Below are 11,896 nucleotides of genomic sequence, written 5' to 3' on the forward strand. Positions count from 1 at the left end.
CTGTGTCAAGATATTTTTTTCCGGATTCCAACAGAATTCCAACGAAAATCTTACAGTTTCAAACCCTGCATTGTTTTTTCCAGGACCTTCCTCTATAATCAAAGCAGTGATTCTTATCCCTTACATTCAGGAGGTGGCACCTTAATGAAAAATATTTCCCGCCGCGGGTTAATGCTCCATGGAGCAGCCGCTGCTGTTTCCCTGTTTCTTTTTATAGCCATAGTCCCCTTTAACAGCTTTGCCCACACAAAGGATGAATCCATATATCTGTCCGGTGCCTGGATAAAGGATGAGGTTGGCTGGCGTTTTTTTAATCAATGGAATTCCGCCTATCCAGCCGGTAAATGGGCGGAATACCAAAGCCATTCCTATTATTTCATGGACAATGGGTACATGGCAACCAGCTGGCGTTTCATCAATGACAACTGGTATTATTTTAATCCCAATCAGGGAAAAGAGGAAGGCGCTATGGTAACCGGCTGGGTTTATGACTCAGATCTTTGCGGCTGGTTCTACACAAACCAGATTGGAATCATGGTAACCGGTTGGCATAAAATCGATGGCTTCTGGTACTATTTTAACCCGAAATCCAACGGTCTACTCGGTCTTATGGCTGTAAACCAGTTTGTTGACGGTTCCTATGTGGATGCAAACGGACGCATGAATGAAGTCAGGTAAACAAAGAAAAGAGCAGTGCTGCTTAAGAAACAGACACCGCTCTTTTTTCTATTCCCCGGAATCTCCAGCTAAATAAAACCGCACGGAAAATCCAGTCAATAAACATTCCATACCATACACCCATGACGCCTGTATTCATCACACGTACGAAGAGATAAGCAAAAGCGATCCGGAACAGCCACATGGAGAATATGGACACCACCATGGTAAATTTGGCATCCATAGAAGCTCTCAGGGCATAAGGAATGGTAAAGGCCAAAGGCCATACGATCATCGCATAGCTGTGGACCACCACCATCCGGACGGATATTTTTGCAGCCTCCCCCGAAAGGTTGTAGACAGAAGCAAGCTGGTCTGAAAATACAACCATGACCGTACACAACAAAAGAAGGATCCCGTAATTAGCGCCAACCAAAAGTCTGGTATAGCGCTTTGCCTCCTTTTTCTCTCCCGCTCCCACACATTGTCCAACAATGGTGATCAGACCCAGGCCTATGGCATTGCCCGGCAGATACAGCAGGGTCACCAGGTTGGAGGCCACTGCGTAGCTGGCAAGCGCCGCCGTTCCCAGGGAAGAAACCAGGCTTTGCAGCGCAAGCTTACCAAACTGGAACATGCCGTTTTCAAGGCCGTTTGGAATACCAATGGACAGTATCTTCTTAATCATCGGAATGTCTGGCTTAAGATCCTCCAGACGGTTGATCCTTACAACATTGCCAGGACTTTGAATCATGAAAAGCATCACTACCGCAGCGGCCACCCGGCAAAACAGGGTAGGCCATGCCAGGCCGGTCACTCCCATATGAAGGCCGTATATACAGACTGCATTTCCACCAACATTCACGGTATTTATCACAAGGGAAACTGCCATGGAAGCCTTGGAGTTTCCCATGGATCGGAATAAGGCCGCACAGGAATTATAGACTGCCACAAAGGGATAGGACAGGGCCGTGATCCAGAAATAAACCACGGCGGCGTTCATGACTGACTCATCCACACTGCCGAAAATGGCTTTTAAAAGGCCTCCCCTGCCTGCCAGTGCAATAAGGGTAACAAGCACTGACAGAACAGTCGTGACTCCAATGAGCTGCCCCGCTGCCTTGCAGGCATTCTCTGACTGCTTTTTCCCAAGATACTGGGACGATATGACAGCCCCTCCGGTAGCTAGTGCCGACAGCATCTGAATGATCAGAATGTTGATGGATTCCACCAGAGAAACTCCGGAAACAGATGCCTCTCCCACTGCCGCCGCCATCATGACATTCACCATTCCTACTAAAACGATCAATATCTGTTCCACGATCAAAGGGGCCAGCAGCTTTATCAAATCTTTTCTAGTAAACATTAAGCTTCCTCTTATTATGCCTCAAACGGGTAACGGATTCCCCACTGTTTTCTTAGCTCATCCATGACCTTCATAACGTCCAGGGTTGCCTTATGAGGCATCTGGGGACACTCTGTCCAGCCATTTCTAATGGCTTCCCCGCTGGCTTCAATCTGGTATTCATATCCTGATATCTGTTCCGGCCTGATGTGAGTTTCAAGCAGCTCCCTATTGGCATCATAAACCCGGATAGACTCAAAATTATTGACATTCTCAACTACAAGGTATCCCTTTGTTCCATATATGACTCCCATACGGTCAGAGAGCACCCGCAGGGAACTGTTTAAAATTGCCATCTTTCCTCCAGGATAGCATAGGGTTATGCTGTTCTGGGCGTCCACTCCGCTGTCTGTCTTAATCACACTGGACTGGATATCTGTAATCTCATCACCAAAAACAATGGAAGCGAAATTAAGAGTGTACACTCCAACATCTAGAAGGGCCCCCCCTGCAAGCTCCGGCTTTATAAGGCGCGGCTTGTCAGAAACCAGATAACAGAGATTTGCCGTAAGGGTCATAGGCTCTCCGATAACACCTGAGTTTAAAACCTCTTTCAGGGTTTTAGCCATAGGCATGTAACGTACCCACATGGCTTCCGTTATCATAAGATTTTTTTCCTCCGCCAGATCGGTCATCTCCTTGGCCTGAGCATAGTTGGCGGCAAAGGCCTTTTCACAGAGAACATGCTTTCCGTTTTCCAGGCACAGCTTCGCATTACTGCAATGCTCAGAATGAGGTGTTGCAATGTAGATCAGCTGAATATCCGGGTCTTTCACAAGTTCCTCGTAAGAGCCGTAAGCCCTTTCAATGGAAAAACGTGCCGCAAATTCCTCCGCTTTTTCCAGGCTTCTTGAGGCTGCTCCCAACAGAACTACCTGCGGCATCTGAAGCATTGTATTTGCCAGTACCGATGCGATCCTACCTGTTCCCATGATTCCGATTTTTAACGCTTCCATGTCTTAAACCTCCGCTCAATTATTTCATATATTTTCCTGTTCAGTATAGCACATGTAAAGAGTCTGTACAATTATTCTTTTGGATTGTCCAGAGGGGCTGACCCTTTGCACTCCTGCTCCATCCTTTGAACCAGTTCAATAAATGCTTTCATCTCTCTGCTTATCCATTTATCCCTGTGATACACCATCTGTCTCCAGGATTGAAAGTGAAAATCCTTCATGTTAAGAGGCATTAAGGTTCCTTCCTTTATATCCCTGCAAATAGTGAACTCCGGAAGAAAAGAGATCCCTGCGCTGCTGCGGAGAAGCTTGATGATGAATTCTGTATTGCCGATCTCCAGAAAGGGATGAACCTTTTTTCCATAAGCAGCAAGGTACTGCTCCAGCATAAGCCGGTAGCTGGCATCCTTTTCCGTAAGGATCATTGGCTGTGAAATGACCTGATCAATGGTTAGACCTGTTTCCATTCCAAAAGGATGGTTCTTTGAAGCGGCAAAAATAATGTTTTCAGGCTTTTCCATCACTTTCACCCATTTTGAATCATACATGCGCTTATCAAGGAAATACACCAGATCAATGGTATTATTGTTCATCATGGTAAGAAGCGCATCAGGGGAGTCCACAACAATGCTCACGTTGACTAAGGGATAAAGGCGGTGAAATTCCTGAATGAGGGACGGAAACAAGGTAGAACAGATGGACTCTATGGTCCCGATCACCAGCCTTCCGGTAAGCTCCGAGGATACGGATAAAATATTTTTTACATGGGTTAAGTTCTTCACCACATCAGCCGCATATTCATAAAATGTTTCTCCCTCATGAGTCAGGGTCGTCTGCTTCCCGATCCGGTCAAACAAATGCACATTTAATTCCCGTTCCAGCTGTTTGATCTGCACGGTGACAGCAGCCTGGGAATAACCAAGCTTTTCAGCCGCCCTGCAAAAACTTTTCCTGTTTGCCACCTCTAAAAACGTCTTTATTTCCCGAAGCTCCATCTTAAAATTCCTCCCCTTTATAATTTAAAAATATTAAACGTTATCTTAAAAACGTTAAATTTTACATTCACACTTTTATATGGTACATTATAACTGATTAGAAATCAATGATTATTGACAGGCAGTTTACGAAAAATTATGATACTCTCAGAAAGGAATTAATGTTCATATGGAAAGGGAATGTAATAAATACCGCGCCTATGTGCAGATACTAAAGGAAGAACTTCTTCCCGCTATGGGCTGTACCGAACCGATCGCCCTGGCTTATGCTGCCGCAGTAGCCAGAAAAGCACTGGGACAAATGCCTGATAAAGTGGTGGTGGCAGCCAGTGGAAGCATTATTAAGAATGTGAAATCCGTGATCGTCCCCAACACAGGCCATTTAAAAGGCATTCCTGCGGCTGTTGCGGCAGGGATTGTGGCAGGGAATCCGGAAAGAGAGCTGGAGGTCATAGCAGAGGTCTCGCCAGAGCAGATGATACAGATGAGAGAATTTATGAAGGAACGAGAGATCACGGTAGAGCATCTGGATCAGGGGATTAATTTTGACATTCTTGTTACTCTGCATAAGGGATCGTCCTATAGCAGGGTACGCATTGCGGGTTACCACACCAACATCGTACTCATTGAAACGGATGGGACCATACAAAAGAAAAAAGAAACAGCTTTAGAAGAAGAGACGCTGACCGACCGGAATTTACTCAATATGGAGGATATCTGGGACTTTATCAATTCCGTGGATATCTCTGACATACAGGAAATCCTGGACCGCCAGATCCGTTACAACTGGGCCATTGCCGAAGAGGGGCTTAAGGAAAGCTATGGAGCCAATATCGGCAAGGTACTCCTTAAAAATTCCGGAGATGACTTATCCGTCAGGGCAAAGGCCATGGCGGCTGCAGGTTCTGATGCCAGAATGAATGGCTGCGGACTGCCGGTCGTTATCAATTCCGGAAGCGGAAATCAGGGGATCACCGTTTCCGTACCTGTTATCGTATATGCAAAGGCCTTAAAGGTCAGCGAAGAGAAATTGTACCGTGCTTTAGCCTTATCCAATCTGGCCGCCATTCACCAGAAAACCCCCATCGGCAGATTATCCGCTTATTGCGGAGCCGTCAATGCAGGAGCCGGGGCTGGAGCCGGAATTGCCTATCTCTGCGGAGGTGGCTATGAGGAAGTCATCCATACCATCGTCAATGCGCTCGCCATTGTCTCCGGTATCGTATGCGATGGGGCAAAATCCTCCTGCGCAGCAAAGATCGCTTCTTCCATAGAAGCCGGAATTCTAGGTTACAATATGTACATGCAGGGACAGCAATTCTTTGACGGCGACGGAATCGTCACCAAAGGCGTGGAGGCTACCCTTAGAAATGTTGGAAGACTTGGAAGAGAAGGAATGAGGGAAACCAACAAGGAAATTATACAGATGATGATAGGGGTATAACATAGAAAAGACAGCAATTCCGGGGGGCATCCTGGAATTGCTGTCTTTTCACCCTAATCGCTATATCATTGCTCAATCTTAAAGGGATCTCCATACATTTCCCACACAAGAGGCTTTTGTAAAGAATAATTCTCTTCCTTTAAGAATTTCCTTTGGGCAATTGTTCGGCTTAAGTCTTCATGTGCACTTTCAAGTTTCATTACCTTATCTCTCTCATCAAGAAAAGCCGTTAGATAATCCGCTTCATTTCCTCCATCTGCCGGAGATTTCGCTTTATTTATTGCAGCCTCTCTTATGCCAGGAAAACTTTCTTCATATGGAACGGATCCATCACCAGGGCCATGCATTACGATTGCATCATAGTAAATGAACTGACCCAAAATGGATAATCCATCTTTTACTGCCTGATCAACTGCCGGATTAAAATACATATCATCTCTGATTTTGTTCTGCGCTTCCTGAAATTCTGCATCTTCGCTGGCAGCCTTCCAGTCATCTTCAAAAGCTTCCCCTAATCCTTCATGAGAATCCGAACCATTCACTTTTTCAAGAGCTCCTATGTATTTAGCCAGCAGATTCTCTGATTTTGTTTCTGTATAGCCTTTTACTAATTGCAGCATATCTCCCGTTCCAGAACAAAACCCGATGATTCCGGCTGTGTAACCTCTTCCGTCTTCAATATCTTCAATATAGCTGTATTGAGCCTTCCAATCCAACGAAGAATTTTCTGCACTGGAAACCAACTCCATCGCTATCTCCTTCTTTTCTGAGTCTTTCAAAGAACTGCTGCCTTCGTCTTTCTTTAATTGACCGCCGGTTTGGTTCGAAGCACATCCTGTCAAAATCAATAACCCTATGAGAGATACAATAACCATGATTTTGTTAGCTTTTTTATTCAAAAAAATGATCTCCTTTCAATAAACAAAGGTTTACTGACGGCCTAGCGAAAGAAATTAGGAAGATGCTTTTTATGGGCTTCCAATAATTCCTCCATTACCTGTTTCGCTACATCCCCGCTGGTAATCAAAGGATTCATCATAAAGGCCTGTAATAAGGTTCCTCTATCCCCTGTAACAGCAGCTTCAATGGTCAATTCCTCCATAGCTTTCATCAATTGCAGCAATCCTCTTTCCTGAGGTTTAAAGCTTCCGAAATTATAAGGAACCGGGCCTTTTCCTGTTAAAGTACAGGTAACTTCAACCGCACAATCGTCAGGCAGGTCTTTTATGGTACCGTTATTCCGGGTACTAACGGTCATGGTTGTTCTTTTATCATTGTAGATCGAGGTAATCGTTTCGCAAGCCGCATCACTATATCTGGCTCCGCCGCGTTCTTCTAACTGTTTCGGTTTATAATTCAAATTGGGATCCTTATATAATTCATATAATTCCGATTCTATTTTTTTAACTTTTTCTGCACGGGTCCCATTGTTTTTAAAGTCTTCTAATTCCTCGGACAACATTTTATCAGTATAGTAGTAATAATTATGATATGGGCATGGAACCATATGAAGATTTTCAACTTGCTCAAAAATCAAACGATTATCCTTTATATTTGCAACAATTGAATTTGTTTCTCCACTTCCATACATCTTTTTAATCAGTTCATCCGTTCTGTCAATTCCATTTTTATCAACCACCGTGTGCCAGTGCAGATGATTAATGCCTGCAAACTGGAAGAATAAGTCAGATGGCATTTCGTCAAGTATTGCAGCCTCTTCATAAACCGCATTGATTGGAATATTGCATAAACCAACGACCTTGTTCCAATTGCCGTATCTTAAGACAGCTTCCGTGACCATACCGGAGGGATTTGTAAAGTTAATTAACCAGGCTTCAGGACAAAGCTCTTTCATTTCCTCTACAATATTTAATATTACAGGAATGGTCCGTAATGCCTTAAAGATGCCCCCGGCCCCATTGGTTTCCTGACCGATTAATCCATGGCTTAAGGGGATACGTTCATCCAGAATTCGTGCATCTAATAACCCAACCCGCAGCTGTGTGGTAACGAAATCTGCATCTTTTAGAGCTTCCCGCCGGTCCAGAGTTAAGTAAACCTTGCAGTCAATTCCTGCCGCTTCTACCATCCGCTTAGCCATCTCTCCTACAATCTCTAGCTTATGCCTGCCTTCTTCGATATCCACCAGCCACAATTCACTGATTGGAAATTCATCATATCTTTTAATAAATCCCTCAACCAATTCTGGTGTATAGCTGGAGCCTCCGCCAATTGTTACAACTTTAATTTTTTTTGACATAGTAAATTCCTCCATGATCAATTTTCTGCAACTCCATCAACTTCAAAATCCGTTGTTTCAAGTGTGTGATTTTCATTCTCCAACATTTGTTTTTCAGCGATCTTGAAAAATGGCATATATATAACAATCGCAATGACTATTTCAAGTGCAGACCAGATTGCGGCTCTTATATCCCAGCCAGTAGCCATTAAAGGTCCAATAATTGGTGGCATTGTCCAGGGGACCATCATTATCGGTCTGCCAACCAATCCAATGGACATAAGAAAATAACTGCTGGCAGCCAATACTAACGGTATCAAGATGAAAGGAATCATCATCAGTGGATTCATGATAATTGGGAACCCGAAAATTATAGGCTCATTTATTTCGAAAACCGAACCTGGCAGAGCCACCTTTCCCAATTCCTTATAAGTTTTTGATTTTGAGAAAATCATTAGTAGAACTAAGGTTAATGTGGCTCCAGTTCCGCCTACATTAACAAACAGGCTGGAGAAACCAGAAGCAGTGATATAAGGAAGTGCTTCTCCTTTTGCATATGCAGAAGCATTTGCTGCAACAAAGGCTAAAAATATCGGATCTGCAACACCTTCTAATGTCATGTCTCCATGGATTCCTGCACACCACAATAAACTTACTAAAAATGTGTAGAGCAAAATACCAGGTAGACTATTTAACGCATGGAGTAACGGCGAAAAGATGCTTTGAATAAATTCAGTGATATTAAAATGCAGCGGAACACGAATGGTCCAGAACAGCACTAAAATCAGCATTGCAGGAATCAAAGAAACAAAGGAATTACTTACTGCCGGCGGCACACCGTCAGGCAGCTTAAATACCCAATTCTTTTTAATACAGAAATGATAAATTTCAGTCGTAACAATACCCGCAATAATTGCTGTAAATAGTCCCGTAGAATCAAAGCCTGCAGGATCAATGACAAAGCCGTCTGAAAGCTGAGTGGTAATAAAAGCCATTACCGACAAGCCCGCACCGGAAATAGCATCAAGGTCATAACTTTTACTTAGCTCATAACCGATTCCAATCGCTGCTAAAAGTGAAATAATACCAAATGAAACACCGACCGCAGCATTAATCATGTCTTCATAAGGTGCTAAAAAATTGGTCCAGCTTTCAATTGGAATATTTCCTATGATAAGAAAAATACTTCCACTTATGATTGCCGGTAATGTTAAGGTTAAACCATTACGTACCGCTACCAAATGTCTTTGATTCCCCAATCTTGACAATGGCGGTATAATTGTGTCTTGCAACCAGTTCATCAATCTATCCATCTTTATTTCCCCCTTAATTTGTGCTCAAATTCAATCGCCCAAAGCTTTTTTAACTTGAGCTATGACCTTTGCACCGTTCATAGTGCCATATACCTGCATATCAATGCATTCAATGATCTTACCTGGGCAGTCCTTTTCTACTTTCGCTTTGCTGAAACGAACCTGAGGCCCCAGCAGGATGATATCTGCATCCTTTCCCTTGTCCTTGGTGCTTGCAAGTGCATAGGCATTGATCTTACACTCGTAATTTTCTTTTTCAGCTGCCTCTTTCATCTTATGAACCAAGAGGCTGGTGGACATTCCTGCCGCACAAAACAAAACAATGTTTCTCATAACTACCTTCCTTTCTATAATTGAATTATTTTATTCTTAAAATATCAATCATTTCTTTGCACAGGTCCATGACCGTCATGGCATTCATCAAATGATCCTGGGCATGAACCATTAAAAGCCCGACTTCTGCCTTTTTGCCGTTTAACTCATTCTGGATCATTTCTGTCTGAACTTCATGTGCTTCCTGAATCGTCTTTTCTGCATCTTCCATCAACTGGTCCGCATGTGTAAAATCACCGTTTTTTGCCGAACGCAGTGCTTCAATCGCAGTGCTTCTGGCGTTCCCACCGCAGACTACAAGCTTCATAACAATCATTTCAATATCCATTCTCACACTGCCTCTCTCTTAACCTGTATTTATAAGTCTCACAAATGTAATGAAGTATTTCCCCTTATCACTTCCCTACCTCAATGGAAAATAATACATTTATCTAATGCACATTCACATACTATCATACTTTTTTTTAGAACTCCATGATGCCTTTTTCCATTTTCGTAATGGTACCTTTTTCCTCTCTAATCCGGCGGAATATACGCCTCTGCAAAGCTGATCTCCCACAGAGAAAAAGACGTGCGCAAAATGATCATCATTTTGTACACGTCTCACTTTTAATCTTCACGCCTTTCCCTTATACTTCCTTTGGAATCTGGGCTTCTATGCTGCTCATGGCTTCTATAAATGCTTCATAATCCTGCTTTTTGATCAGCTCCTGGATTTGTTTCTGGCTTAATAGAAAGGCCGCCGTCATCTGATAGAAGCGCTGCAGTTCTTCACTGGTATGATCCTTATTGGCTATGGACACCAGGAAAACGGCGCGCACCTTCTGCCCTTCCCAGTCCACCGCTTCATCAAGAATACCAACACATACAAATGTCTCTTCACTGATCGCCTTGTAAACGTGGGGCATTGCCACCATGTTGCCAAAAGCTGTCTTAGCTAACCTCTCCCTCTTGAGCACGGATTCATAAAATTCTTTCGGAAGTTTCTTCTTTTCCATCACAAACTGGCACATACAGCGAAGGACCTCTTCCTTTGTCTGCAGCTTTAAATGAGGCAGAAACATCTCCCGTTCATAGTAATTCTGCACGGAAGATGCCTTATCGGAAGTAAGAACCTTTTTTACATTGACAATGTCTTTGTCATCTAAAAAATACTGGACCTCCAGGATCGGCAGAGGTACGGGAACCGTGATGGGTACGGTGGTAAAGATGTAGTCATATTTTGAAAAATCCACCTTATAAATACTTCCCACATCGCAGGCAGTGATTTCGTTTATATATTCTTTAAACGAATTCTGGTATTTATACTGAAGAAGCTTTGCGCTTCCCCGGCCGGAAGAGCATACCAGAAGTATATTCTTTTTCTCTATTTCCGTCTTTTTCCGCTCAAGGGCAAATGCGAAAGCAAAGGCAAAGTATGCAATTTCATCTTCCGACAAAAGGATATTAAAATGTTCGTTTATGACTGTGACCGCATTGCAGGCCATGGTATAGGAAAGGCAGAACCTTTCCTTTACATCCCGAAGAAGGGGATTCTTTAAGTCCATATCATATTTGATCCTGATACTTAAAGGCACCAGATGCTGGCACAATAGCATGCGCAGCTCCAGATCATTGCGGAAATCAAATTTGAACAGATCATACACCCGTTCCAGCATGACCGTCACCAGATCACTGATTTCCTGGGTGATGATGATATTCTGATCCGCTCCATCGGCATGGTATATCATCTTCTTCCCTGCTAAGTGTATGGCGATGTAAACGATCTCTGTCTCAGGGAATGTGATGTGGAATGTGGATTCTATTTGTTCCGCAATTTCTTTTGCGATCTGATACTCATACCGGCCGTTCAAATTCTTCAAAGGCTCCTCCGGCATGGGCACATAATGGCATTCCATGATCCGGCTGATCGCGATGTAGAGGTGAACAACAAGATTCTGATAGGCAGCTCCGGGAATCAGGAAATCATTCTTTTTAAGAACATCTGATACGCATGCCGCAATCTCATCCATACTCTGATTTCCCTTATGAAGCCGTTTTCCAGAAAAAGACGCGATGCATAATCTTGCCTCGAACTCTCCTCCTTCCAGCTTAATTCCGTAATTAGGTTTTCGGATGATTTTTATATTAAATTTATTTAGGTATTGTTCTACTTCCTTTAGATCCGCAGTCAATGTCCGCTTTGAGATATACAGACTGTCACTCAATTCATCCAGTTTTACATAGGAAGGGCTGTTAAACAAATATTCCAGAAGGTATTGTATCCGTTCTTCCGACGTATCAGGCAGATATTGATCGGAATGATAGGCGTCCTGAATAAAAGAACCGAACTTTTCTTTGTCCGAAACATTCAGATAATATCCTACACCATATTTTGAAAGAATCGTGGCCTCATAGGGCTCTATTTCCTGATTCATTTCTTTCAGCAGATTGCGAATGGTCTTAGTCCCGATACAAATCTGCCCTGCAAGATCTTCTGCCGTATAGTATTCGCCGTCTGACAAAATATCCAGGATCTGTCTCTTCCGCCTATCCATATCTATTCACTCCTATT

General features: G+C 43.3%; 11 protein-coding genes. 2 read left to right on the forward strand and 9 right to left on the reverse strand.

All coding sequences use genetic code 11. The annotated features are described in order from the left end of the window. The first annotated feature begins 144 nt into the window (after positions 1-144). Positions 145-678 carry a glucan-binding protein gene (locus tag H171_RS16780; RefSeq protein WP_100306162.1) on the forward strand — a complete coding sequence of 178 codons (534 nt, stop codon included), beginning with the start codon at positions 145-147 and terminating at the stop codon, positions 676-678. A 22-nt stretch (positions 679-700) separates the two neighbouring features. Here the strand turns inward: H171_RS16780 and H171_RS16785 are convergent, their stop codons facing one another. The 3 genes from H171_RS16785 to H171_RS16795 all read right to left on the reverse strand — a co-directional run bounded on the left by H171_RS16785 (position 701) and on the right by H171_RS16795 (position 4,013). After that, positions 701-2,023 (reverse strand): MATE family efflux transporter, encoded by a 1,323-nt coding sequence (locus H171_RS16785; protein ID WP_100306163.1) that lies wholly within the window; start codon positions 2,021-2,023, stop codon positions 701-703. Between the two features lie 14 nt (positions 2,024-2,037). After that, positions 2,038-3,018 carry a Gfo/Idh/MocA family protein gene (locus H171_RS16790; RefSeq protein WP_100306164.1) on the reverse strand — a complete coding sequence of 327 codons (981 nt, stop codon included), beginning with the start codon at positions 3,016-3,018 and terminating at the stop codon, positions 2,038-2,040. Between the two features lie 71 nt (positions 3,019-3,089). Then, the gene (locus tag H171_RS16795; RefSeq protein WP_100306165.1) at positions 3,090-4,013 is read right to left on the reverse strand and encodes a LysR family transcriptional regulator; all 924 of its coding nucleotides are present in this window, start codon (positions 4,011-4,013) and stop codon (positions 3,090-3,092) included. Positions 4,014-4,182: 169 nt separating this feature from the next. Between H171_RS16795 and H171_RS16800 the strand changes: the two genes are divergently transcribed. Further along, positions 4,183-5,457 (forward strand): L-cysteine desulfidase family protein, encoded by a 1,275-nt coding sequence (locus tag H171_RS16800; RefSeq protein ID WP_100306166.1) that lies wholly within the window; start codon positions 4,183-4,185, stop codon positions 5,455-5,457. A gap of 65 nt (positions 5,458-5,522) precedes the next feature. Here H171_RS16800 and H171_RS16805 read toward each other — a convergent pair whose 3' ends face one another. The 6 genes from H171_RS16805 to H171_RS16830 form a co-directional block, all read right to left on the reverse strand. Then, on the reverse strand, positions 5,523-6,356 hold the full coding sequence (locus H171_RS16805) for a chitosanase (protein ID WP_278282723.1): 834 nt from the start codon (positions 6,354-6,356) through the stop codon (positions 5,523-5,525). Between the two features lie 41 nt (positions 6,357-6,397). Then, complete coding sequence (locus H171_RS16810) at positions 6,398-7,717, reverse strand: 6-phospho-beta-glucosidase (protein ID WP_100306167.1); 1,320 nt, start codon at positions 7,715-7,717, stop codon at positions 6,398-6,400. A gap of 17 nt (positions 7,718-7,734) precedes the next feature. After that, positions 7,735-9,009 (reverse strand): PTS sugar transporter subunit IIC, encoded by a 1,275-nt coding sequence (locus H171_RS16815; RefSeq protein WP_100306168.1) that lies wholly within the window; start codon positions 9,007-9,009, stop codon positions 7,735-7,737. A 30-nt stretch (positions 9,010-9,039) separates the two neighbouring features. Then, a complete protein-coding gene (locus H171_RS16820; protein ID WP_038278151.1) occupies positions 9,040-9,342 on the reverse strand; it encodes a PTS sugar transporter subunit IIB in 303 nt (100 codons plus the stop codon). Between the two features lie 25 nt (positions 9,343-9,367). Then, positions 9,368-9,670 carry a PTS lactose/cellobiose transporter subunit IIA gene (locus H171_RS16825; RefSeq protein ID WP_100306169.1) on the reverse strand — a complete coding sequence of 101 codons (303 nt, stop codon included), beginning with the start codon at positions 9,668-9,670 and terminating at the stop codon, positions 9,368-9,370. Positions 9,671-9,971: 301 nt separating this feature from the next. Continuing rightward, complete coding sequence (locus H171_RS16830) at positions 9,972-11,879, reverse strand: BglG family transcription antiterminator (protein ID WP_100306170.1); 1,908 nt, start codon at positions 11,877-11,879, stop codon at positions 9,972-9,974. Positions 11,880-11,896 lie beyond the last annotated feature (17 nt).

Origin of the sequence: [Clostridium] celerecrescens 18A (assembly GCF_002797975.1) — a bacterium.
GTDB lineage: Bacteria > Bacillota > Clostridia > Lachnospirales > Lachnospiraceae > Lacrimispora > Lacrimispora celerecrescens.

Bases quoted from the DNA above. Each gene is read 5' to 3' on its own strand.
- H171_RS16780 (WP_100306162.1), top strand. From the start codon at position 145: ATGAAAAATATTTCCCGCCGCGGGTTAATGCTCCATGGAGCAGCCGCT.
- H171_RS16785 (WP_100306163.1), bottom strand. From the start codon at position 2,023: ATGTTTACTAGAAAAGATTTGATAAAGCTGCTGGCCCCTTTGATCGTG.
- H171_RS16790 (WP_100306164.1), bottom strand. From the start codon at position 3,018: ATGGAAGCGTTAAAAATCGGAATCATGGGAACAGGTAGGATCGCATCG.
- H171_RS16795 (WP_100306165.1), bottom strand. From the start codon at position 4,013: ATGGAGCTTCGGGAAATAAAGACGTTTTTAGAGGTGGCAAACAGGAAA.
- H171_RS16800 (WP_100306166.1), top strand. From the start codon at position 4,183: ATGGAAAGGGAATGTAATAAATACCGCGCCTATGTGCAGATACTAAAG.
- H171_RS16810 (WP_100306167.1), bottom strand. From the start codon at position 7,717: ATGTCAAAAAAAATTAAAGTTGTAACAATTGGCGGAGGCTCCAGCTAT.
- H171_RS16815 (WP_100306168.1), bottom strand. From the start codon at position 9,009: ATGGATAGATTGATGAACTGGTTGCAAGACACAATTATACCGCCATTG.
- H171_RS16820 (WP_038278151.1), bottom strand. From the start codon at position 9,342: ATGAGAAACATTGTTTTGTTTTGTGCGGCAGGAATGTCCACCAGCCTC.
- H171_RS16825 (WP_100306169.1), bottom strand. From the start codon at position 9,670: ATGGATATTGAAATGATTGTTATGAAGCTTGTAGTCTGCGGTGGGAAC.
- H171_RS16830 (WP_100306170.1), bottom strand. From the start codon at position 11,879: ATGGATAGGCGGAAGAGACAGATCCTGGATATTTTGTCAGACGGCGAA.